Annotated in this window: 17 protein-coding genes and 2 pseudogenes; 13 read left to right on the top strand and 6 right to left on the bottom strand. The window is 58.9% G+C overall.

Going from position 1 to position 22,706, the window contains the following annotated elements:
- Window positions 1-32: 32 nt before the first annotated feature.
- The 3 genes from BN77_RS23845 to BN77_RS23835 all read right to left on the bottom strand — a co-directional run bounded on the left by BN77_RS23845 (window position 33) and on the right by BN77_RS23835 (window position 3,421).
- Complete coding sequence (locus BN77_RS23845; protein ID WP_007536904.1) at window positions 33-1,388, bottom strand: MmgE/PrpD family protein; 1,356 nt, start codon at window positions 1,386-1,388, stop codon at window positions 33-35.
- 19 nt (window positions 1,389-1,407) lie between these two features.
- Window positions 1,408-2,490: an ornithine cyclodeaminase gene (locus BN77_RS23840; RefSeq protein WP_007536903.1), complete on the bottom strand. Its 1,083-nt coding sequence runs from the start codon at window positions 2,488-2,490 to the stop codon at window positions 1,408-1,410.
- A 193-nt stretch (window positions 2,491-2,683) separates the two neighbouring features.
- The gene (locus BN77_RS23835; RefSeq protein WP_007536902.1) at window positions 2,684-3,421 is read right to left on the bottom strand and encodes a hypothetical protein; all 738 of its coding nucleotides are present in this window, start codon (window positions 3,419-3,421) and stop codon (window positions 2,684-2,686) included.
- A 638-nt stretch (window positions 3,422-4,059) separates the two neighbouring features.
- On the opposite strand from BN77_RS23835, the gene BN77_RS23830 reads away from it, so the two are divergent.
- Window positions 4,060-5,100 (top strand): patatin-like phospholipase family protein, encoded by a 1,041-nt coding sequence (locus BN77_RS23830; RefSeq protein ID WP_007536901.1) that lies wholly within the window; start codon window positions 4,060-4,062, stop codon window positions 5,098-5,100.
- Between the two features lie 3 nt (window positions 5,101-5,103).
- A complete protein-coding gene (locus BN77_RS23825) occupies window positions 5,104-6,558 on the top strand; it encodes a GntP family permease (RefSeq protein ID WP_007536900.1) in 1,455 nt (484 codons plus the stop codon).
- 264 nt (window positions 6,559-6,822) lie between these two features.
- Here BN77_RS23825 and BN77_RS23820 read toward each other — a convergent pair whose 3' ends face one another.
- Window positions 6,823-7,269 (bottom strand): DUF2721 domain-containing protein, encoded by a 447-nt coding sequence (locus BN77_RS23820; RefSeq protein ID WP_007536899.1) that lies wholly within the window; start codon window positions 7,267-7,269, stop codon window positions 6,823-6,825.
- A 366-nt stretch (window positions 7,270-7,635) separates the two neighbouring features.
- On the opposite strand from BN77_RS23820, the gene BN77_RS23815 reads away from it, so the two are divergent.
- From BN77_RS23815 to BN77_RS35010, 9 genes and pseudogenes are all read left to right on the top strand, one after another.
- Window positions 7,636-8,508, top strand: coding sequence for a peptidyl-prolyl cis-trans isomerase (locus BN77_RS23815; protein WP_007536898.1), 873 nt, complete (start codon window positions 7,636-7,638; stop codon window positions 8,506-8,508).
- 3 nt (window positions 8,509-8,511) lie between these two features.
- Window positions 8,512-9,516, top strand: a complete 1,005-nt coding sequence (locus BN77_RS23810) for a HupE/UreJ family protein (protein ID WP_007536896.1) — start codon at window positions 8,512-8,514, stop codon at window positions 9,514-9,516.
- 70 nt (window positions 9,517-9,586) lie between these two features.
- Window positions 9,587-11,515, top strand: coding sequence for a DUF3604 domain-containing protein (locus BN77_RS23805; protein ID WP_007536894.1), 1,929 nt, complete (start codon window positions 9,587-9,589; stop codon window positions 11,513-11,515).
- Between the two features lie 712 nt (window positions 11,516-12,227).
- Window positions 12,228-13,625 carry a DUF3300 domain-containing protein gene (locus BN77_RS23800; RefSeq protein ID WP_007536892.1) on the top strand — a complete coding sequence of 466 codons (1,398 nt, stop codon included), beginning with the start codon at window positions 12,228-12,230 and terminating at the stop codon, window positions 13,623-13,625.
- Window positions 13,626-13,657: 32 nt separating this feature from the next.
- Window positions 13,658-14,590, top strand: a complete 933-nt coding sequence (locus BN77_RS23795) for a DUF2950 family protein (protein WP_007536890.1) — start codon at window positions 13,658-13,660, stop codon at window positions 14,588-14,590.
- 511 nt (window positions 14,591-15,101) lie between these two features.
- A complete protein-coding gene (locus BN77_RS23790) occupies window positions 15,102-15,575 on the top strand; it encodes a hypothetical protein (protein ID WP_007536888.1) in 474 nt (157 codons plus the stop codon).
- Entirely contained in the window at window positions 15,568-16,794 is a 1,227-nt protein-coding gene (locus BN77_RS23785) for an HlyD family secretion protein (RefSeq protein ID WP_040678385.1), read from the top strand. Before BN77_RS23790 ends, BN77_RS23785 begins: the two co-directional genes overlap by 8 nt.
- 235 nt (window positions 16,795-17,029) lie before the next feature.
- The gene (locus tag BN77_RS23780) at window positions 17,030-18,220 is read left to right on the top strand and encodes a patatin-like phospholipase family protein (RefSeq protein ID WP_007536883.1); all 1,191 of its coding nucleotides are present in this window, start codon (window positions 17,030-17,032) and stop codon (window positions 18,218-18,220) included.
- Between the two features lie 102 nt (window positions 18,221-18,322).
- Window positions 18,323-18,538: pseudogene (locus tag BN77_RS35010) on the top strand (IS3 family transposase); the annotation flags it as partial.
- A 662-nt stretch (window positions 18,539-19,200) separates the two neighbouring features.
- Here the strand turns inward: BN77_RS35010 and BN77_RS23770 are convergent.
- Window positions 19,201-19,518: a hypothetical protein gene (locus BN77_RS23770; RefSeq protein ID WP_007536878.1), complete on the bottom strand. Its 318-nt coding sequence runs from the start codon at window positions 19,516-19,518 to the stop codon at window positions 19,201-19,203.
- Between the two features lie 750 nt (window positions 19,519-20,268).
- On the opposite strand from BN77_RS23770, the gene cax reads away from it, so the two are divergent.
- Both cax and BN77_RS23760 read left to right on the top strand, forming a co-directional pair.
- The gene (gene cax, locus BN77_RS23765) at window positions 20,269-21,405 is read left to right on the top strand and encodes a calcium/proton exchanger (RefSeq protein WP_007536873.1); all 1,137 of its coding nucleotides are present in this window, start codon (window positions 20,269-20,271) and stop codon (window positions 21,403-21,405) included.
- A 23-nt stretch (window positions 21,406-21,428) separates the two neighbouring features.
- A complete protein-coding gene (locus tag BN77_RS23760) occupies window positions 21,429-21,803 on the top strand; it encodes a potassium channel family protein (RefSeq protein ID WP_007536871.1) in 375 nt (124 codons plus the stop codon).
- A 713-nt stretch (window positions 21,804-22,516) separates the two neighbouring features.
- Here BN77_RS23760 and BN77_RS34230 read toward each other — a convergent pair.
- Window positions 22,517-22,706: pseudogene (locus BN77_RS34230) on the bottom strand (hypothetical protein); the annotation flags it as partial.

Here is a 22,706-nt window from a genome sequence, read left to right as displayed (position 1 = left end):
GTGCTGCCTTTTGCCAGCGGTGCTTTAGAGGCTTAATCGGCCGGCAAAACTGGACCGCGGCTGATCTCCGCAAGCAGCGGTTTGGCGTTTCCGTCAGCCAACGCCAATGCCGCATCGATGAGCGCCTGTTGCCCGGTGGAAGTAAGTTCGCCGGCCGTCAGTCGACGGAACTTTTCCTCGATACCGTGCCACAGCAACGGCGTTCGTGGATCTCCGAGAGGGCCGCCGAGATCGGAGGCAAACCTGCCGCGTCGGGTGTGAACGACAACGCGCGCAAGCGTTTCTTCTGGAAAAAGCCGATCGCTGTCATGATGCAACGACAGCTTAACCTTGTTTGCCACGGCAATCAGATCGGGCCGGTCAAGGCAGTTGGCCGTAATAGGCAATAGGGCGGCTGCGCCATCGACGAGAGCGATAGCAAGGCAATAGGGCAGGCTGTACTGGACATCCACGAGCGTATCGGGATTGGTGCGGTTTGCGAGCTTTAGCGCCCACCCAAATGTCTGAACGTCAATCGAGACGATGGTCTCGGCATTCAGGCAATAGCGATCCACGAGCTCAAGAAGCCGGTCGAGTGCTGGATGAATGTAGCGGCAACATGCGTAGGGTTTGAAGTAGGTGGTCAAGATCTCCCAACGCTGCCCGAGATCGGAAAGAAGTCTTAGCCGGTCATAGAAGTCGGGATGGTCGAAAAGGTCCTCCGGTCCTGTGTGGCCGTGGATGGCAAGCTCAAGGGCCATCAGCCCCGTCGCGGCGCTCCAGGCGATCCCCTCCTTGACGTGGTTTCCGGTCAGCCTCGAGTAACCGGAACTACCGTTCGCCTGCTGGTTTGGGGCAAGGACACCTGCGATCGACATCGCCTGAGAAATCACCGGCGGCGCAGCTTTCAACAGGACGGCCGCCGTCGCAGCTGACGCAATTCCTGCCCAGCGGCCGGATTGACGTGTGGGGATTCCCGCCGGATTTTGCGCCGCCGCCACCCTGACGCCCATATCGTAGCCCGCAACGATGGCGGCGATGATGTCGTTGCCATCTGCATGGCAAGTCGAACCGAGAGTAAGGGCAGTCGTGATCACGGCAGCACCTGGATGCCCTCGAGCGGAGCGGTGGCCGTCGTCGACATCAAGTGCGGAGGCGGCCGTTGCATTGCAGATGATAGCGCCGATCAATGAGGATCGGCGTCCGGCAAACCAAATTGGCGCCTCACCTCCATCGAAGAGAGCGGCGACAGATTGGCGAGCTGCCACCGCACTTGTCGACGAATGCCCGGCGATTGCAGCCCCCACGAGATCCAGGGCGCACCGAATTGTTATGTCGCGCGTCTTGGAAAGCGGAGGCCGTGCAGCAATGGTGCAAACATGTTCTGCCAGTATCCGTGTAAGATACATGATCAGCGCCTCCCTTGGATCAGGCTGAAGGGATGGGGAGGTTTTGGGTGTTCGCCAGGTACTTCTCGTAGCTTGCCTGCGCCACGTACAGGTCGAGCATCGGAAGGCCGACACAGGTCACACAGACGGGGCAGTCGAACCCGACGTTCCATCGTCCTGGACGGGACAGCTCCCGTATTCCGATCAGTGGACCAACCTGCTCGAGCAGGAGGCCGCGCCTCGAGAAGTGGAGGGCAAGGCTTTGCGAATTCCGGCGGGAGACGGTCTGGATGTCGTCGCAGACGACGAGGCCTGTTCTTAGCGCACGCTGCAGGTATTCCTCCGGCGCCTCCTCTCCACCGAGGTGGAGCGTAACGGCGTTCGGATGGAGGTCGGCGTCGTCAAATACTGGGCTCCTCGCATTGGTAGCTGTGATGACGACACGGCACGAGGGCAGCCGCGCATTGTCGCTTGCCGGTGTGACAGGGATCGTCGTTCGATCCCTGACGTCGGCCAACAGGGCCTCCAGCCCTTGCGCGGAACGTCCGCGAACGACAATTTCGTCGATCCTTTGCCCGAAACGAAAATCGAGACACTCAATCACGCTGCGAGCTGTGGGGCCGGTACCGAAGAGGAACACCGATAGCTGGTCGGCCGGGTCGGTAAATAGGTCCATGACCGTGGTTGCGTAAGATCCGGTGCGGCGGGCGGAAAGGAGCGTTCCCTCAAGGACAGTCAGGAGGCGAAGAGTCCGTTTTTCCAGGAGAAGAATAGTAGAAGTCGATCGTGGAAGTCCAAGGTTGCGATTGAAGGCATTGGCTCCGATCACTTTGACACCGCCATAGCAATCATTGACGCTATAGAGGCATGAGAGTTTCCATCCCAGCCGCTCATTCTCGAACTGCCGCTTGAAGGGAGCTATGCTTTCGACGTCCCAGAAGCTCGCCTCCGGTAGCGAAAGCACCGCCTTGCCGCCGAATGACGTGCCGAGCCGGATGTCACGCCATGCCGCGTCGGTGGCCTCCAGCAACTCTCGCGTCGTAAGATCGGCGCCAGCGGCTGTTATCTCCTCGCAATCCAGAAATCTCACATCCCTGATAGATCGATTGGCATCATCCAACATATCCCGTTCCTCCACTTGGCAGAGCGGGCCGACCCTATCGGGGCGAGGGGAACAGCGGGATGAAGCTTTGATAAAGTTTCGGGAAAGCGAACGATAGGAGACGCGCCAGGCGCGCTCTGCCATCGAACGGGAACACATGGAAGTTCGATGGTCGGTGGCGGGGGAACTGCCCTGCCGGCACGACCGCTAATGCTTAGGATTGCCGCAAGTTCGCTTTCAGCGAACTGTTGGCATGAGGATCGGCAAAGTGGAAGAGCGCCGTAGCGCGCACCGAATCTGGATCGCACGGTTCGTTTGTGTGAATGCTTCGGTAGCCCCAGAACAGATAAAGGTTGCCTGGGACCATCGGAACTCTGACGAGCGGTGGATTTCGCGCCTGCGCGAGCCTGCGAAGGACAAATTGCGTTACGCGATTGTCCAGCAAGAGTTTGTCGACGAGGTTGGTAGCATAAAAAGCTCTCACCTTCCGCGTATTGGGAAACAGGAGGAAATCACCTCGTTTGCCGCTCCCTGGTATCGTCACCGGAATGAGCGCCGTAATAAGGTAAGAGTCATAGTGAAATATAAGAGAATTACTGGCAGCACCCTTACCGGTGAGACAACGCAAGATCTGGTAAAATGTCACTTGCGGGGGCGTATCGCCCACGGCAAGCGTGTATAGGCGCGAGAAAATGCTAGTAAACTCAGCCGATGTTGCCAGTTCGTCCATTCCGGTGCCCGAGACGGCCTCGCTTCCACGGAAGACAACATATTCGTGTTCAGAACGAGCAACCGCCCCGGATACAAAACCCTGCATCCGCTGCAGGTCATTTGCATCTATGTAGTTGGGAACACAGCAGAAACCATTGGTGTTGATTTCATCAAACATCTGCTGGATTGCGCTGTCCGACAAAACCGGCAACCGCACGTTGATTGTAGCGTCATCAATCATGTTCGCTCCTGGGATGAACAAAAATAGCGCTCACCTACAAGCTACGACGAGTTTGTAACCAACACAAGACGGTTGTGATGTTCAGATATACTATGGAAGCTGGTATTTTCGTCTGGACTTACCTTCGCTGAGAGGCAGAAAAATTAGGATTTTCACCAGAAAACGCCATTTCGTTGAGTGGAAACTGAGAAATTCAGTGAAATGACGCTGGGATTTGATTGGACCAACTGCTCGACACTCAACAATCGAGCCAGAAGCGCCTTGATGACCGACACGAACTGATGCCCGAGAAAGAGAGCGATTTTTGTCGTCGTGTCGCCCGCAACCTCCTTGGTGAGCTGTTAAACGCTCTCAAACTGCGAGCTTGTCGCTCGCAAACCTCCGACGATCAACACCAGCAGCAATCTGACCAAAGCGGCCGCGCCTCATCTATGCCGGCAAAGTGCGGCACTGCCCGTCGGCGGCGTACTTGCCAACGCGTTTCTGCCTGCCATGCCAGACTGGGGAGCGCTGTTGGCTGGGATCGAGGTCGGTGACGCCTTGGCAATTTTCGTCCCTTGCCTCCGGTGCGAGGATGACTGGCGCGCAATTGCGCGATACAGTTTGTGCATCGCACAATCCTGGAGGTGGCAAGACCGATGCCGGCAAACGGGAAAGCAAAGCAGCGAGGCCCACTGCGCGTCGATCTTGCGCTTCAGGGCGGCGGCGCCCATGGGGCTTTTTCCTGGGGAGTGCTCGATCGGCTTCTGGAAGAGCCATGGCTGCTGATCGAGGGGATTTCCGGTACCTCGGCCGGAGCGATGAACGCGGCGGTCATGACGCACGGCTACACCGTCGGCGGTCCTGTTGGCGCTCGCGAGGCCTTGGCGGCATTCTGGCGCAAGGTGTCGGAGGCGGCGCGCTTCAGCCCCTTCCAACGCGGTCCACTCGATGTCCTGCTCGGCCGCTGGACGCTCGACCACTCGCCGGTCTTCGTGGCGATGGACATGATGGCGCGTATCTTCTCGCCCTACGATCTCAACCCTGCCGGCGCCAATCCGCTCCGTGCCATACTCGCAGAGATCGTCGATTTCGGGCAACTTCCGGCAAGCCCAATCAGGCTGTTCGTGACGGCAACGAATGTCCGCACCGGCCGCGGCCGCGTATTCCGCAATGGCGAACTGACCCCGGACGTACTGCTTGCTTCCGCATGCCTGCCGACGCTTTTTCAGGCGGTCGAGATCGATGGTGAGGCCTATTGGGACGGCGGCTACGCTGGCAACCCGACGATCACGCCGCTGGTTCGCGAATGCACGTCTCAGGACACCATCCTCGTGCAGATCAACCCGGTCGAAAGGCTGGGCACGCCCCGATCCGCGCGCGAGATCCTCAATCGCGTCAACGAGGTCTCCTTCAACGCCGTCCTTTTGAAGGAACTAAAGATGATCGCCCTGCTTCGGAAGGTTGCGCAGGTGGAGGACGACGAGGGCGCGCGCTGGGCATCGATGCGCATCCACCGGGTCGCCAGCGATGTCATGACCGATCTTGGTTATTCCTCGAAGCTCAATGCGGAATGGGAGTTCCTGACCATGCTGCGTGACGAGGGGCGCAGATCCGCCGACGCCTTTCTGGACGCTCATGGCGACGATCTCGGCCGCCGCTCGTCGCTCGATCTCGACATACTGCTGGAAGGGGTCTGATGGATGGGGCTTCTCGGCATCCTGGTCGGGCTCGCGCTGTTGGTCTGGCTCGCCTTCCGGGGCTGGAGCGTGCTGCTGCTGGCGCCGCTTGGCGCTCTCGTGGCAGCGCTCTTTGCCGGCGAACCAATGCTGGCACATTGGACGCAGACCTTCATGAACGGTGCTGCACATTTCCTGGCTCAGTTCTTTCCACTGTTCCTGCTCGGCGCACTCTTCGGCAAACTGATGGAAGACAGCGGTTCAATAACCGCCATCGCCGACTTCATGATGGGGCGACTTGGAAAGAACCACGCAATTCTCGCCGTCGTCATCGCCGGTGCGCTGATCACCTATGGCGGTGTCAGCCTCTTCGTCGCTTTCTTCGTGCTTGCGCCGATGGCGCAGGAGTTGTTCCGGTCGGCCGGCGTTCCGCGGCGGCTGATGCCTGCGGCGATTGTTCTCGGAACGTCTACTTTCACCATGTCGGCATTGCCGGGAACGCCATCGATACAGAATGCCATCCCGATGCCGTTCTTCGGCACGACGCCGTTTGCGGCGCCGGGGCTCGGCATCGTCGCTTCGGTCATCATGCTTTGCTTCGGCCTGTGGTGGCTTCGCCGCACCGCGGCGGCTGCGCGCAGATTGGGCGAAGGGTTCGGCGAGGGTGCGCCCGCAACACCAGAACGTCTGGTTTCCGACGACCGGCTACGCGAGCGCGCCACGACCGGCAGGGAATTCGATCCGGCCGAAATCGTACATGGCCGGCATGCCGAGGCCAAGCCACCGATCATGGTCGCGGTGCTGCCGCTCGCCGTGGTCGTCCTTGTGAATCTCGGCATGGCGCTCGTGATCCTGCCGGCGTTTGATCTCGGATTTCTTTCGGATGACCGATGGGGCGGAACGTCCCGCTCCGCGGTCAGCGGCGTATGGGCCGTTGTTACGGCACTGGCGGCCGCGGTCGCGACCGTCACCACGTTGAATTTTCGTCGGTTGCCGGCTTTGCGCGAGACGATGGACGCGGGTGCCAACGCGTCTGTCCTTCCGGCGGTCGCCGTCGCCAGTCTGGTGGGCTTCGGAGCGGTTGTCGCGGCGATGCCCGCCTTTGCGATCGTGCGCGACTGGGTTCTCGGTGTCGGCGGGGGACCACTCGTTTCGATCGCGGTGGCCACGAACATCCTGGCGGCGCTCACCGGCTCCGCCTCCGGCGGTCTTACGATTGCACTCGACGCGCTTGGCAATACCTATCTTATGCGCGCACAGGAAACCGGTCTTGACCCGGCGCTGTTGCATCGTGTCGCGGTCATCGGGGCCGGCACACTGGATAGCCTGCCCCACAACGGGGCAGTCGTTACCCTGCTCGCCGTTTGCGGGTCGACCCACGGAGAAAGTTACCGCGACATTGTCGTTGTCGGAATTATCGGGGCGATCCTCGCACTGGGCGCAGTCATCATGTTGGGGACCATGCTCGGCTCGTTCTGACATCTTCAGGCTGGGACCAGGGCGCAGCTGGAGGCTGCGTGGGCGCCGGCTTTTCGGCTCATTCGGACGGTTGGCAGATCGATCACCCAGACCCTCCTCCGTTCAGTCGACTCCGGTGAGACACCACGTAGACAGGATGTCGGGATAAAAAATTGATCTTTCTATGCGTAACTTCGCCTGAAGGACGCCCCTGAACCTCTGCAAAATCCCTTCGGCATGCTGTCGTGAACCGCAGTTGGCGCCATCAGATGGATGACGCCACACTCAACTCTCCTGATCGCGATCCATTTTAATCTGCAGAAGCATGCTGTGACCGGAGACGATCAGCTCGAATAAAAAGGCGACGAGCGATGCCATCAAGGACGCGATTGCGCCACCAAAGTACCAGACCAGATTTTCTGGTCGAAGACGAATGGCAAGCGCTCCCGACAGCAGGTTGAGGATTGCGGAACATGTACAGAAGCCAGCGACCACCCCCAAAATGACAGCTGCCTGGAGAATTAAAGTGCGCTTGCGCAGATAGATGAGTTGCCGTTGGCGGTTCGCTCGTGACAGGTTGGTATCGATCACCTCGTTGAGCCTGTCAGACACCCGCCCGAGACGGGTGACGTAGATTCCGACGAACCCTCCGGTGCCTGCCAGCAGAAATACCGGCGCGAGCGAAGTTTGGATTACCTGGGCGTAGTCTGCGATGATCGGAGGAGTATCCATGCAACTCTCTGGCAATTCGATGTTGATATGAAACCGATACGATGACTGCTCCCATGCAGGCAAACCGAAAAGACACCCCGATAGGAGCTGTGAGCTGCTTTGGGCGAGGCCCTGTCGTGGCAGTGCGACATCTTTTTGGGATCTATCGCGGCCGTCGTTGGCATTGCGTACAGCGGACCAGCCGTTGGGGTGGTACTTGCGCGATGTGATGAAATTCGACGAGGGGAGTCTACAGTTACGACCAAATGACTACCTCTCTCAATACGGTAATTTACTTCCGCCCTGTCGCGTTCACTGTTAGATCTTGCGCTATCCGACAGGTCGCCGTCCTTACAGGCGCTGCCGTCGGCCAGAGGGGAATTGTCAATGAAGTTGCTGAGGGAGCCGCTTGTTCACTTTTTCCTCGCCGGCGCTGCGATGTTCGCCGCCTACGCGTTGATTGATCGCACGCCGACGCAAGCGACGGGCAGTCAGCATCAGGTTCGGATCGACGAGGCGGATGTGCGCTGGGCAGCCGAAACCTGGACCCGGCAGTGGCAAAGAAGTCCATCTCCCGAGGAACTTCGTGGGCTGGTCCGCGACCTCCTCAGGGAAGAGGTGCTTGCACGCGGGGCCCACGAGCTTGGGCTCGACAAAGACGACGCCGTGGTTCGGCGTCGCCTCGCGCAAAAAATGACGTTTATGATCGAGGACACCTCTGGATCGGCGGAGCCGAGCGAGGAGGAACTGCAGCAATTCTACCGAGTGCACGACCAGGAATTCCAACGTCAGGCCCGAGTGTCGTTCACGCAGGTCTTTTTCGATCGCGCACGGGCCGGAGCCGATGCCAGAGCGCGGCGGACCCTGGTCGAGTTCGCTGGCGCAGGCGATGCGACGCTCGTCGCCGACAAAGGCGACCAACTGCTAATCGAACCCGAGATCCGCGATGCCGACGAGGACACAGTCGCGGCGCAATTCGGCAAGGATTTTGCCCACGCGGTATTCGCATTCTCGCCGGGGACATGGAACGGTCCCATCGAGTCCACTTACGGGCTGCATCTGGTCCGCGTCGAGGCGATCACTCCGGCAGAGCTGCAGCCCCTTGCCGAGGTCAGGGATCGAGTGCTCGAACGCTGGCGCGAAGTGAAACGGCAGGAGGCCAGCAAGCGATACTTCGATGAGCTCTTCAAGAAATACCAGATCGTCATAGATGACAGCGTCAAGGCGCTTGTCGGCTCGCCAGAAACCGACCTGGAGTAGGCTATGAGCAACGCCCGTTTCGCCAGGTTCCTTCTCGCGCTCAATCTGCTGGGGTTGCTGACATTGCTGTCGATGTCGGCGACCTTCGCGCATGAGGTTCGTCCGGCCTATCTGCAACTGCACGAGGAGCGGCCGGGCGAGTTCGCCGTGCTCTGGAAGGTGCCGATGCAGGGCGACATGAGGCTCGCCCTGGAGCCGCAATTCTCCGGCGATACGGAGGCCTCGACGGCGGTCACAAAGGACGTCGGTGCCGCGGAGATCAGGACGTGGACCCTGCGCGCGCCGGCGTTGCGCGGTCAGACGCTGACGATCGGCGGACTGGAAGCCACCATGACCGACGCGCTGGTGCGCGTGGAGTACCTGGATGGCACGTCATGGACAGGCCGGTTCACCCCGCGCGCGCCGGCGGCGGTGATCCCGTCGTCAAAGACAGCGCCGGGCGTGGCGGGCGTGTATCTGAGCCTGGGCATCGAGCACATCCTGTTCGGCGTCGATCACCTGCTCTTCGTGCTCGCACTCCTCATCATCACGCGCGGGTCATGGCTGCTGGTCAAGACCATCACGGCCTTCACGATCGCGCATTCGATCACGCTGGCGTTGGCGACGCTGGGCTTCGTCCATGTGCCGCAGGCACCCGTTGAGGCGACGATTGCGCTCTCGATCGTTTTCGTTGCCGCTGAGATCGTCCGCCGGGACCAGGGCAAGGAAGGGATCGCGGCGCGAGCGCCATGGGTGGTGGCTTTCTGCTTCGGCCTCCTGCACGGCCTCGGCTTTGCTGGCGCGCTCAGCGAGATCGGCTTGCCGGAGGGGCACATTCCGCTGGCGCTTTTCTTCTTCAATCTCGGAGTCGAGGCAGGCCAGCTCATCTTCGTCGGCGCGGTGCTGTCGATCCTGGCCATCGTGCGGCGCACCCATCTCGCGCTGCCGGCATGGGTCGCGCGCGTGCCTGCCTATGCGATCGGCACCCTTGCGATGTTCTGGACCATTCAACGAGTCGCGATGTTTTGAAGTGAGAAGCCGGTCATCCGCCTGCGGTGGGGGCACCAAGCGAAAACGACCTGAGTCGGGAGGAAAATCGATGAAAAGAACGTTGATACAAGGAACTGCGCTTGCGGGCTTGATGATAGCGGGTCTTGCTTCCCCAGCCATTAGCCAGGATGTCGGAGTGCCCTCGGCCGAAGAGCTGGGAAAGACCCTGCCAAAGCCCGCCTATTCGCCCTATGCCAATCGCGAATATCCGACACGGCCGTTCTTTGGTGACACCCATCTGCACACCTCGTTTTCCATGGATGCCGGCGCGTTCGGTGCCCGGATCGGGCCGAGGGACGCCTATCGCTTCGCGCGCGGCGAGCAGGTGATATCCAACACGGGTCAGCCGGCGAAGCTGTCCCGTCCGCTTGACTTCCTGGTGGTTAGCGACCACTCCGACAATATGGGCTTCTTCCCGGATCTGTTCGCCGGCAAGCCTGAACTGCTGGCCGATCCCAAGGGCCGCCAGTGGTATAATGAAATGCAGGCGGGCAAAGGCGCGGACGTTGCGATCGACATCATCGTCTCGTTCTCACATAACGCCTTTCCCAAGGACCTCATGTATTTCCCAGGCACGCAGGCCTATCGCAGCGCGTGGCAAGAGACGATTGCTGCGGCCGAGCAGTACAACGAGCCGGGCCGTTTCACCGCCTTCATCGGCTACGAATGGACGTCGAACACCGGCGGCAACAATTTGCACCGGAACGTCATCTTCCGCGACAACGGCGACAAGGCCAGCCAGGTCGATCCCTTCACTGTCTATCCGCCATATGGCAGCGACAACCCGGTTGATCTCTGGAAATGGATGGACAGTTACGAGAAGAAGACCGGCGGAAGTGTGCTCGCCATCGCCCACAACGGCAATCTGAGCAACGGGCTGATGTTCCCGATGGTCGAAGCCTTCGGCAAGAAGCTCGACAGCGAATACGCGCAGACGCGCGCGAAATGGGAACGCCTCTACGAGACGACCCAGACGAAGGGAACCGGCGAGGCGCATCCGTTCCTGTCGCCGACCGACGAATTCGCCAATTTCGAGATCTGGGACAAGGGAAACCTTGACGGTAGCGTCGCCAAGAAGAAGGACATGCTGGAATTCGAGTACGCTCGCTCCGCCTACAAGAACGGGCTGAAGCTCGAAAAGGAACTCGGAACGAACCCCTACAAATTCGGCCTTGTCGGCAGCACCGACGCTCATACCGGCCTCACCGCGGTGGAGGAGGACAACTTCTTCGGCAAGACCGTCCCCCAGGAACCCAGTCCGCATCGGATGCAGGAAGCATTCATCGACAACAAGCAGACCGGCGTAAAGATTATGGACTGGGAGGTTTCCTCATCCGGCTATGCCGGTGTGTGGGCCAATGAAAACACGCGCCAATCCCTTTGGGACGCAATGCAGCGCAAGGAGACGTATGCTACGACCGGAAGCCGCATGATCGTGCGTTTCTTCGGCGGCTGGGATTTCGCCGATGATGACGCCAGCAACCGCCTTCCCGCCCAGATCGGCTATGCCAAGGGGGTGCCGATGGGGGGCGACCTGCACACGGCGCCGCAGGGCAAGGTGCCGACCTTCCTTGTGGCTGCCTTGAAAGACCCGATCGGCGCCAACCTCGACCGCTACCAGATCGTCAAGGGTTGGCTCGACAAGGACGGTCGTCTGCACGAGAAGATCTACGACGTTGTCTGGTCGGGCGACCGCAAGCCGGGCGCCGACGGCAAGCTTCCGTCGGTCGGCAGCACGGTGGACGTGGCGAACGCGACCTGGACGAACACCATCGGCGCGCCCGAATTGATCAAGGTGTGGAAGGACCCGGACTTCGATCCCAGCCAGTCCGCCTTCTATTACGGTAGGGTGATTGAGATTCCGACGCCACGTTGGACCGCCTACGATGCCAAGCGATTTGGGGTGGAGCCGCCTCAGGGGGCCACTATGACGGTCACGGAGAGGGCCTACACCTCGCCCATCTGGTACACGCCGTGAGCCGAGAGCTTGGTGCCGAAAGGGGGCGTACTGTCCGGCACATTGGAGACCTTCCCTGAGAGAAAGGGAAGATGTGGGTAGGGTCACGTCGGGGCGATGCCATTCCCAAGCTGAATGTGTTCGCTCTTGAGGATTCGAAGACCGAAGGTGCCGGTCTATTCTCGCTATCACACTGGTCGCAAAGGCCCGAGGAAGCTTTCGAAACGCAACAGGATCTGGCTCCGTCTGCCGCGGCATAGAGCGACGTTCTTTGATTCGTCCGCTTGTGGTGTATTCTTCCCATCTCGGTTACAGCGGGAAGTGTCCGGAACCGCGTAACGCTGCAAATCGACACTTGCCCTCGATTGTGATCGTCCATTCCACTGCCATCGTTGCCCCCTCCATCGCGGCAATCAAGATGGCTCGACCGGCACTTCGTGCGCACTCTAGAAAAGGTACCGGTCTCAAATTAACTGCAGTTGCGAAGACACGAAAATTTCCTCCTAATTGCTTCGGCGTGTCGGCATGTTTGCGTGCTGGGCCACTTGGAGCCTCGGATGCCGATCGTGGCTGAGCGTCGTTTGCCTCCCGTATTTTCCCGTATCTTACGTCCCAAGATAATCGCATGCAGATAGTGTGGTCTTTACCTAACCTAAGTCCCGAAAGGCTTTGATGACATCCGATGCGGATCCCGGTGCCATCGGACTATACGCAGCGAGAGGGAAAGACTCGTATGAAAGCAGTGTCATTGAAGGTTCTCGCTGGACTGTCAGCATTATCATTGACGATAGGGCAAGTCGATTTATCAGCCTATGCGCAGGCACCCGCACCTGCTCCGACCGCGTCTGCGCCTCAGGCAAATGCTTCAGCGCAGAACGTCGGCGCCGAAAGCCTCCTCCTTTCCGAAAATGAAATGGAGATCCTTGTAGCCCGCATCGCACTCTATCCGGATGAGCTCGTCGGCGTAATCTCCGCAGCTTCGCTGTTTCCCCTTCAGATTGTCGAAGCGCAGAGGTTCCTTGAGGCCAAGAAGAAAAAATCCGATCTCAAATTGAAGAGCGATTGGGACGGTAGCGTTGTTTCGCTTCTCAACTATCCAGACATCGTCAAGATGATGAGCGACGACCTTGAGTGGACGCAGGCGCTGGCCGATGCGCTTACCAATCAACAAAAGGACGTCCTAATCGCCATCCAACAGCTTCGCGATGAAGCCGTGGCGAAGAACATCATCACGACCGACGAGAAGGTGACCATTGTCAACGAAAACGAGAACATAATCATCCGTCCAACCAATCCGGAAAAGATCTATATTCCACAGTATCCCCCGGAAATGCTCTATCAGCCGAACTATCAGCCTGCGCCGGTCTCCTATTATCCCAACTCCTATGAGAACTACTACTATCCCGGTGCGGCATTCTTTGCCGCTGCGGCCACCGGGCTGGCCTGGGCAGCGGTAGTCAATTGGGATGATTGGGGCGTATGGGGTGGGAACTGGCGCGGCGACATCGATATCGACTGCAACAACTGCTTCAACGATCGCAACTTCAGCGGCAAGGTCAACTGGAACGATGTGGACTGGACCAAGGTGGACCGCAGTAAGCTATCGATCGATAAGGACCAACTTGCCAAGATCGACCGGACAACGATCAAATCCGGCCTGCAATCGGACAATCGCAACCAGTTGGGGAGCCGGGTCGGTTCTACCGGGGCGAACCGCAATTTTGCTCCGAGTGAGGGCGGTCGTGCCGACGATATCCGCCGGAACACTGTTCAAGGCCTGAAGAATGGTTCAGGCGGCGCTAGTCGACCGAATGCACCACGCGTCGATGCTCGTGATGGCGGAGGAGCGGGCGCCGCGCCGAAGGCGGTCAATCGCTCAGGCACCGCGGCTGGCAAGGGAGACAAATCGAAAATGGGAGCACGGCCGGACAATCGGCCAAGCCAGGCAAACGCTCTCGGAGACATGCAGTCTGGCCGCCGCGAGGCTGTCGCCTCAGAGCGAGGCGGGCAAAGCATGGGCGGAGGCCAGCGCGGCGGACCTCGCGCGCAACCGCAACAACAACCGCGTCCGTCGGCGTCTCAGCACCGGCCTCGCCCAGCGGGCGGCCGCGGTGGCGGTGAACGGCGTTAGCGAGCGGCCTTCAGCCGAATGAGGAGAAATGTATGACGAAGTCCAGATTGTTTCCGTCGCTGTTTGTCGTCGCGCTGTCAATGCTCGTCGCAACGCCTTCCATGTCGCGGATGCAGACGTCACTGTCGGAGTTTGCCGCAGGCACTCCGCTGTCATTCGACACGCCACAATCGGCACTGGACAGGCTGAAGGCGGTCCTTTTCGATAACGATGTCGACGGCCTAGCAAATCTGCTTGGCCTCAGCGCCGCCAAGCTCAGGGACAGCACCGAGGCGATGGTGAGTTATGCGCTTATTCGCCAAGGTGTCGAGCAGCGGCTAGGGCTGCAGGACCTCGGCAAACGCAAGGTCGTCCTCATCGGCGACAGGCTGTGGCCGCTGCCGTTCCCGTTATCCCAAGGCGGGGACGGAAAATGGACCTTCGATACTCAGGTCGGCCTTGAGGAGATCGTCAACCGCAGAGTGGGCGAAAACGAGTTGGCGACCATCCAGACCATGCATGACTATGTCATGGCTCAGTACATGTATGCGCAGGTGGATCGCGATCGCGATGGCGTCTATGGCTTTGCGCAAAAGCTCGTCAGCAGTCCTGGAAAACAGGATGGTCTATACTGGCCACCGGGTGTGTTTGACGAACCGAGCCCCGCCAGCCATCTGGTCCAAACGGCAGCGTTCGGAGAGGCGAGACGCGGCGACGGGTATTATGGCTACCGCTATCGAATTCTAACGGGTCAGGGAGACAATGTCGTAGGCGGTAGGGAGAGCTACATCATGAATGGCAACATGACCAGAGGTTTTGCCCTGATTGCCTGGCCGGTTCAGTACCGTACTACGGGTGTCCAAACCTTTATGGTTAGCGCCGCGGGCGTCATTTATCAGAAGGATCTTGGTCCGCAAACCGAAGAACACGCGTTGTCGGTCAAGACATTCAATCCCGATCAGAGCTGGACAATGCTGTACCATTAACCGCTGAAGTTTATCGAATGAGAGGTCTGGTCCGACGCGCCGGCCGCCGCGCTATGGTCTGATTCCGGACATCTGCACACTCCGGTCGCGTGGACCGCGTGTACCCAAGATAAGATACTGCTAGTTGGAGAGCCGATAAGGTCCTTTAGTAAAGGATCCGTCGTTTTATACAGGCAATCGCACACTTCGCGGGTCTACGAACAGCATGACGACCTAATCCGTAGGCGATTTCGAACGACTTAAAGTCGAGGTTATATCCTGCAAATTGCCTATCCTGCCTCTCGTTGCAAGTGCTATTTGACGTGCGCATACTTACCCCAGGTCTTGCAACATAGTCCGTCGGTTTTCGGACGAAGCGGCGCATCGGAGCGGGAACGGTCAAGTCGGCTGCCCACAAGCGCTCTACGTAGACTACGCGATACTACGTCAAAGACGCGCGGGCTCTGTGTAAGGGCCGAGTGGCCTGATCCGAGTGTTTCAGCCTATTCTAACCTGTATAAAGAGAGTTCCGATGCCGCAATCACTCCATCCGGCAGCTATTGAGCACTTGCCAATCTTCATCACGCCCCCCGGTCAGACCGACTACCTGTTCGTCGGCGTCGTTGTCTTCCTGATCCTGATGATCCTGATCGTCGGTAATCTTTACTTCCAGCTTCACGCTGTTCCCGAGCGTATGGCGCATCGCACCAGCAAGGTACAGATGGAAGTAGTCGCGGTCCTGGCGCTGATTTCGCTCTTCACGCACAACCACCTGTTCTGGATCGCGGGTTTGCTGCTCGCCTTCATACACATCCCCGACTTTTCGACGCCGCTCTACTCGATCGCTCAATCGCTGGGGAAGCTTTCCGGCCGCACGGTTGAAACGACCGACGACCCGGCCTTGGTTCGCGACCAGCCTCCCAAATCCGTCGAAGCCCATGCGATGCCTGAAGAGCCCGCCAAGAGCGAGCCCCAAGGCGAGGCGAAGGTATCTGCCCATGTTTGAATTGATGCTTTGCTCGCTTCTCACGATCTTCCCGGACTACCTCTACAAGCGCTATGTCCAGGGAAAGCGAATTGGCTATGAGATCAACCTCTATACCATGTGGTACGAGTTGCGCTGGGGCATTTCAGCATGCCTTATGCTCACCATTTCGCTGATCACGTTGATCTTCTATTTCCATCCCTCGACGAAAAACGTGACGGCTGTGTTCCGCACGGTGACGATCCTCCCGGAAACGGTCGGGCGCGTCGATGAGGTCTTTGTCGGCCTTAACCAGAAAGTTGAAGCCGGCGCGCCGCTTTTCCGGCTGGATGATTCACAGCAAAGGGCAGCGCTTGAGACGGCGCGGCGGAAAATCGCGGAACTGGATGCCGAAGCCAAGGTTGCGCAGACGGACTTGGTGACAGCGGATGGTCAGATCCAGGAAGCCCAAGGTGCGCTTCAGGTTGCCATCGACGAATATGAACTGAAGGCCCAGCTCCTGACCAGAGATGCTGTTGCCCGTCGCGAGGTCGATCGCCTCGCCAACACGGTCGAGAGCCGCAAGGGCGCGCTCAGTTCTGCAATCGCCAAGAAGGATACCCTCCTGGCGAAGATCGCAGACCTTCTGCCGTCACAGAAAGCGAGCGCGGAAGCGGCGCTTGCGCAGGCACAGGTGGAGTTGGACAAGACACTGGTGCGTGCCGGGGTCGCCGGCACGGTTCAACAATTCACTCTGCGGCCAGGTGATGTCGTCAACACGATGATCCGACCCGCCGGCATTCTCGTGCCGGCAACAGCGGGCAAAGGCACGCTGATCGCAGGCTTTGGACAGATCGAAGCACAGGTCATGAAGCGAGGGATGATCGCCGAGGCCACCTGCATCGGAAAGCCATTCACCATCATTCCGCTCGTTGTGACCGAGGTGCAGGATGTCATCGCGGCTGGGCAATTGCGAATTACGGATCAGCTTCTCGATGTTCAGCAACTGGCGCAGCCGGGAACGCTTACCGTCTTCCTGCAGCCGCTGTTCGAAGGCGGGCTGGATGACATCCCACCCGGCAGCAGCTGCATTGCCAACGCCTATACGAATAACCACGACGCACTCGCCGACAAGAACATAGGCGCCATGCAATGGGTCTTCCTGCACGTGGTGGACACCGTCGGTCTCGTGCACGCTATGATCCTGCGCATCCAAGCCTTGCTCCTTCCCGTACAGACTCTGGTGTTTTCGGGTCATTGATCGCGCGCCGGCGGTTTGACAATGTCGCCGACAGCTGCGCCCTCGGCGGGCGCGGCTGGCTGCGGGTGAAATGGTGGGTCGAAGAACGGTGATTGCTGACCCTGTGCGGCATTGAGTTTACGGGTTCGGTTCGTTGCGGCACAACCGACAGAAAAAGTATTGTTTGGAGGCACGCTTGAGACGCACCTATTCTCCCGCAGGACCCGCGCCACGCGGGTTAAACCGGAACTCCGGCGTGTCGAAATCCTTCCTGTCCATCCTGCTCGTCTTTTCGATGCTGCTGGTTGGGTGTGAGACGTCTCGCGTCGACCCGGTTCCGGAGAAGGTAGCAGTGCGAGCCGTCATTCCCGGCATCGCCAACGCCCGCTACTTTGTGCCAAATGATTCCGAGCGCCTGGCGGAGGAATATGATCGTTCCGCTGTTCGCGAGCTTGAATATTACAAGAAAACCGCGCACCGCGATTTGCCGACAGCCTACTTCCTGGCTCTCTCAGGAGGAGCCGATGACGGCGCTTATGGCGCGGGTTTCCTGAATGGCTGGACGGAGGCAGGAACACGGCCCCAATTCAAGCTGGTGACGGGTATCAGTACCGGCGCACTGATTGCGCCTTTCGCATTCCTTGGGCCGAGTTACGACGCGGAATTGAAAGAGGTCTTCACCACCATCAATGCCGATTCCGTGTTCAAGAAGCGGTTCATCACGGCTGCGGTCACCGACGATGCTCTTGCGAATACCGCACCGCTCTTTGCGCTGATCTCGAAGCACCTGAACGACGAGATGGTCTCGCGCATCGCCGCCGAGTATGACAAGGGCCGCCTGCTGCTGATCATGACGACCGATCTCGATGCCGCAAAGGCGGTCATCTGGAATATAGGCGCCATCGCCAAACATGGCGGTCCGGAGGCGGTCGAAACAATAAGAAAGGTGCTGCTGGCGTCGGCCGCGATCCCGGCCGCCTTCCCACCGGTGATGTTCAACGTCGAGTATAACGGAAAACCCTACCAGGAAATGCATGTGGATGGCGGCGCAGTGGCTCAGTCGTTCCTTTATACGCCTGGCGTCCACCTGAAGCAGAATGGCCGCAAGCGCGTCGCCTACATCGTCCGCAATTCGCGGCTGGCACCGACGCCAGAGAAAGTTGACAAGCAGACCATCTCCATAGCCGGTCGAGCCATATCGCTGCTCATTGGCTCCAGCGGGATCGGTGACATGTATCGAATGTACGCCAATACGCAGCGCGACCATGTCGACTATAACCTGACCTACATTGGGACCGATTTTACGGAGCCCTATCCGGGAATGTTCGATCAGACGTATATGCGAAAGCTGTTCGACTACGGCTATAAAAAGGCTCGCAGCGGCCACTCTTGGGACAAGGCACCCCCGGGCCTGCTCAAGACGCCCATGGAAACGGCATCGCGGTGACTCGCTTTGCGCTTCTAAGCGCCCGACGCATAAACCTCCGCGATGCGGTTTCTCATCCAGTATTGAAGTGCCCTCGTTTAAATTAGGCCGTTCATACCGCCGTATGTCTACAAGTCCAGGCGCGGCGAGCGGGCCGAATTGAAGCTGAGGATCAAGGACATTTGCCAGACACGCGTGCGCTATGGCTATCGTCGTGTGCACGTTCTGCTCAAGCGTGAGGGCTGGCCGGTTAATTCGAAGCGAATCTATCGCCTTTACGAGATGGACCTCCAGCTCCGCAACAAGGTCTCCAAACGTCGGGTCAAGGCGAAGCTGCGAGCTTCTGATGAGCCGCCGTTCGACGTCGAGCAGGTATTGGCGAAGCTCGCACCGCAGGAGGGCCACGCCTTTCAAAACTTATTGGAAACGATGGACTGGGCTCGCCGGCATACTTGCGCATTCAATACAGGTGAACGGCAATCCCGTATCGTTAAGCGGATGCTGAATGTTATCCGGATGCGAGCCTCCGTCGCAAGGTGGAGAGGCATGGCCCTCGACGAGTCGGTGATCGCCAAGCTCGCGCTGTTCGAGAGATGCACGAGTGAACGCATTTTGACGGAACCGATGCGCCCTTTGTATCAACTCCCGGTCGGGACTACCCTGCCGATGCGCTGTCGGAAACAGAGGCTGAATTGGCCATACATTGGGACTGTGATGTGAAGCAGGTTCATCGACAGCTAATCCAACCTCAGTTCACTGGCCGAGAAGGCTTCGAAGTTCCCGTTGACGGCCGCTTGGGGCTGACTTCTTGGGGGCCAGACCTGTCGGCGTTCAGTTGCGGCACATAGACTGTTGCCGTTCCGCGAATTCCGTTCAATCAAGCACTTAACCCATCTTGATAAGTGCGCTGCCGGTTCATTTCCCTTCAAGAGAGTCTGCAGGCTCTTGCGATTCCGTTGATTTGCATCGGCTGGCGGTAGGATGCTTGCTTTAGAGATCGTTTATTTGCAAACCGGCTGCGATTTACCGAAGATCTTCGCCGCCCAGAAGCCGTTCCGGCCTCTCACGGCGCAGGATTTCGACCGAAGGAACGTGCTGTCAAGCTGAACCTGGAACGCCTTGGCCACTCCATCCTCGTTGCGACTGTCCTGACGAGAAAGGCGCCGGAGTTCTTCTCCATCATGCACATCTTGTTTCCAGAGCGCCGTCATTAGAGTTGCAATTTCGCCGACGGCTCTGCGGTCTCGCTCGACGCCGGTCTCGCGGCATAATGTCTTCAGTGCGAGTTTGATCGTGGAAGAATCAGGAAACATTTGCATGTCTATGCTCCAATAGCTACCGGCCCCAAGAGCTTTCAGCATGGCGATAGTTTGAGGGATGTCGCCTTCACGATCGTGCTTGCTCAGTGTTCCCTGCGCTCAGGTTGCTCATACGCAAAAAAAGGGCTTTCCTGGTCGGCGGAACCGGGAAAGCCTTTGATCCGTCGCCGCCTAGGGTCTAGGGGTGCGCGACTCGGATCAACCATAGATTGCCTGCAATTTTCGCTGATGAAATCGGACTGAAGCCTGAAGCATAATCGGACTATGGTCTTATTCTGTACCGATCGGTCGAAGGCGCCGGCGGCAAGAACAGTTTCCCGCATCTAACGTGGAAAGAAGCGGACCGGTTCGTTGCGCGAACTGTAGGGTCTGGGAATCCTTCCGTGAAATAGCTGAGGAGCCCGTAGTCCAGACCGGGGCCTCCAACGCATCAATGCTCCTAAAGAGAACTTGCTGTCTTACACTGTTGGGATGATCGGTCGATAATGCAACTAAAGTTCGCTGCCTTTCAGACCGAACACCTCCAATGCCCCGAGTATATTATCAGGGCGCATGGCCGGTTCGGCTGCCAAGTTCGCCCGAAGCCTGGCTGCCGCTCCTACCCGCAGCTACGACAGCATTTACGGTAACATACTTTCTGCCTGACCCGATTGAGTGTCTATTGCCGGGGAAGATTGTGTGCGGCCAGTGGTTGAGCATAGCTCCACCGAGCTTACCGGCCTTCGGTCCGAATAAATGGGCAAGTGTAAAATGGTGGAAAGACATTTGATTGAGCCGTCGTCTTCCGTGTTAGGGGTCATCGTGGACGAAGTCCGTCAATCGCCGCTTCTCGCGCTGATTATTTTCGTACCTGTCGCGCTGGTGGTGGAGCGGCTTATGCCCGACTCGCACACGCTTTTGTTCCTGCTATCGGTCGTGGCGATCATACCTCTTGCCGCTCTCCTGAGCCGGGCAACCGAGTCGGTTGCCGCGAAGACCGGAGACGCGGTGGGCGGACTGCTGAATGCCACGCTTGGCAACCTGACCGAACTCGTGATTTCGCTCGCGGCCCTGCAGGCCGTGCAATATCTGCTGGTCAAGGCGTCGCTGGCGGGTGCCATCGTCACCAACACGCTGTTCATGCTGGGCGGCTCTTTCCTGCTCGGTGGGCTCAAGCATCACATTCAGGAATTCAACAGGGTCAATGCGCGCTTCCAGGCCAGCATGCTGTTCCTGGCAACGATCGCGGTTCTTGTCCCATCGCTGATCAGCGAAGTGGATCAGCCGCCGGCACCCGCTGTGTCACAGACGCTGAGCCTCGGGCTTTCGATCCTGCTCATCGTCGTCTACGGCCTCGGCATGTTCTTTTCGCTGCGCACGCACAAGGAGCTATTCGCCAGCGTCAGCCATGGCGAGGAAGAGAAGAAACCGTGGCCGATGACGCTGGCTCTCGCGCTGCTCGTCGTCGTCACGCTGCTGGTGGCGCTGGTCAGCGAAATCTTCGTCGGATCGGTACAGGTTGCCGCCGAACATCTCGGCATGACGCCGGCCTTCGTCGGTTTCATCGTCGTGGCGCTGGTGGGGGCGGCTGCGGAAGTGACGACAGCCTTTTCGGGGGCGCGCGCCAATCGCCTTGATCTCAGCATCGGGATCGCGCTCGGCAGTGCGGCCCAGATCGCTCTTTTTGTCGCACCGCTCCTGGTGATCGTCAGCTATTTCATCGCCCCGGACCCCATGACGCTGCAGTTCTGGCGTGGCGCGGTAACGATGATGATCGTTGCGACGCTGGCAGCTGTGCTTCTGTCCAATGGCGGGCGTGGGGCCTGGTATGCAGGGGTCATGGCTTTGGCGCTCTATGCGATCTTCGCCTTCACCCTGTTCGTCCTGCCGCCTGCAAACCCCTTATGACCAGCTGAAAAAGGCGGCGGGCGATGAAGGCAAAGAAAAACAACAAGTCACAACTGAAGACGCGGATGAGACGACTTTTCTTCGTGGCACTCTTCCAGCAGATTCGCCTCTTGTGGCCGATCTTCTCCGGCGTGTTGATCATCATGGTCGGGGCGGGTGCCATCATCGGATGGATCGAGGGATGGGGCATCGGTGAAAGCGTGTATTTCACTTTCGTCACCGGCCTGACGATCGGCTATGGCGATCTTGCGCCGAAGCAGACGGTGGCACGGCTCTTGATCGTGCCGATCGGTCTTTCCGGCATCGTGCTAACAGGCCTCGTCGCAGCGGTCAGTGTGCAGGCGCTCACTTCGGCTGCGGAAGGTGACCAAGCGGAACAAAATGATCCTAGACAGTAGGCTTAACGCGGGCTTCATCGCCCGACGATTTTGGTGAGTGACGAACATTACGGTCGGTCTCCAGTAGGAGTGCGCGACGAATCGGCTTCGCCAACGACGAAGCGTCGGCGAAATGAACTACGCCATCCGGCGCCGGTGACGTATTCAAAGCCGCCAACCGTTGGAAGGCTTTCGACTCGGTGGCGGCGCTTATGCTGGTGATAGCGATTTCGCTATCAAGCGTATAATTGGTACTAACGACGGCAATTGGGGCGTTGGCAAGGACGCGGTGTCCTCCCAAACCTACCCCATAGGCGCTGCCAAGCCCTGTGACCTTGGCCGCGCTGCAAGCACCTTAAGTTCCTCCTCCGTGCGAGGGGTGAATGTCGGCTGAGCAGGGGAGGATGCCGCCGCAGAGGCTTGCGCAGGCGTTTGTGCTGAGACGAAATTTGGCAGAAACGCAAGAATTGCCAGAGCGGACAGTCCAGTACGAAGCTCATCGCGCTATGTGTTCTCCGTAAATGCCGAAATGAATTGCGTCACAGCTCTTCGGTGGCAGCATACGAGGGAAAGACGGGTTGCTCCGGGAATATGATCCAGATGTGCGCAGGCTGTCGGAACCCCAAGGAAGATAGGCATTTCGAGACTAACGCTAGCAGGCAGTTAACGGCCAGGCTTGCAGTATCGCGTATTATCTGTTGGGACGGACGCCGCCGCCATTTGAATGGCAACGGCTAGTTGATCGCCGTGGGCTGAACCCGATCGACCGCGGCCCCGGCAGCGCGCAGTCCAGCAAGAATGCGCTCCTGGTCTTGCGGACGCGCCAAGCGCCTCGAAACCTCACGCTTCACTGCTGGCATCAGCGCAGGCGCGTTCGCATCAAGCCAATCGAGTTCGCTTTTGGCCTGGTCGATCTTTCCGGAC

The sequence above is a fragment of the Rhizobium mesoamericanum STM3625 genome, from assembly GCF_000312665.1.
Classification (GTDB): Bacteria; Pseudomonadota; Alphaproteobacteria; order Rhizobiales; family Rhizobiaceae; genus Rhizobium; species Rhizobium mesoamericanum.
The sequence above is the reverse complement of the archived record's forward strand: the minus strand, read 5'-3'. Positions and strand labels throughout refer to the sequence as shown.

What these genes read in the sequence shown, in the direction of transcription:
- BN77_RS23845 (WP_007536904.1), bottom strand. Translation starts at nt 1,388, where the DNA reads ATGTATCTTACACGGATACTGGCAGAACATGTTTGCACCATTGCTGCA.
- BN77_RS23840 (WP_007536903.1), bottom strand. Translation starts at nt 2,490, where the DNA reads ATGTTGGATGATGCCAATCGATCTATCAGGGATGTGAGATTTCTGGAT.
- BN77_RS23835 (WP_007536902.1), bottom strand. Translation starts at nt 3,421, where the DNA reads ATGATTGATGACGCTACAATCAACGTGCGGTTGCCGGTTTTGTCGGAC.
- BN77_RS23830 (WP_007536901.1), top strand. Translation starts at nt 4,060, where the DNA reads ATGCCGGCAAACGGGAAAGCAAAGCAGCGAGGCCCACTGCGCGTCGAT.
- BN77_RS23825 (WP_007536900.1), top strand. Translation starts at nt 5,104, where the DNA reads ATGGGGCTTCTCGGCATCCTGGTCGGGCTCGCGCTGTTGGTCTGGCTC.
- BN77_RS23820 (WP_007536899.1), bottom strand. Translation starts at nt 7,269, where the DNA reads ATGGATACTCCTCCGATCATCGCAGACTACGCCCAGGTAATCCAAACT.
- BN77_RS23815 (WP_007536898.1), top strand. Translation starts at nt 7,636, where the DNA reads ATGAAGTTGCTGAGGGAGCCGCTTGTTCACTTTTTCCTCGCCGGCGCT.
- BN77_RS23810 (WP_007536896.1), top strand. Translation starts at nt 8,512, where the DNA reads ATGAGCAACGCCCGTTTCGCCAGGTTCCTTCTCGCGCTCAATCTGCTG.
- BN77_RS23805 (WP_007536894.1), top strand. Translation starts at nt 9,587, where the DNA reads ATGAAAAGAACGTTGATACAAGGAACTGCGCTTGCGGGCTTGATGATA.
- BN77_RS23800 (WP_007536892.1), top strand. Translation starts at nt 12,228, where the DNA reads ATGAAAGCAGTGTCATTGAAGGTTCTCGCTGGACTGTCAGCATTATCA.
- BN77_RS23795 (WP_007536890.1), top strand. Translation starts at nt 13,658, where the DNA reads ATGACGAAGTCCAGATTGTTTCCGTCGCTGTTTGTCGTCGCGCTGTCA.
- BN77_RS23790 (WP_007536888.1), top strand. Translation starts at nt 15,102, where the DNA reads ATGCCGCAATCACTCCATCCGGCAGCTATTGAGCACTTGCCAATCTTC.
- BN77_RS23785 (WP_040678385.1), top strand. Translation starts at nt 15,568, where the DNA reads ATGTTTGAATTGATGCTTTGCTCGCTTCTCACGATCTTCCCGGACTAC.
- BN77_RS23770 (WP_007536878.1), bottom strand. Translation starts at nt 19,518, where the DNA reads ATGCAAATGTTTCCTGATTCTTCCACGATCAAACTCGCACTGAAGACA.
- cax (WP_007536873.1), top strand. Translation starts at nt 20,269, where the DNA reads ATGGTGGAAAGACATTTGATTGAGCCGTCGTCTTCCGTGTTAGGGGTC.
- BN77_RS23760 (WP_007536871.1), top strand. Translation starts at nt 21,429, where the DNA reads ATGAAGGCAAAGAAAAACAACAAGTCACAACTGAAGACGCGGATGAGA.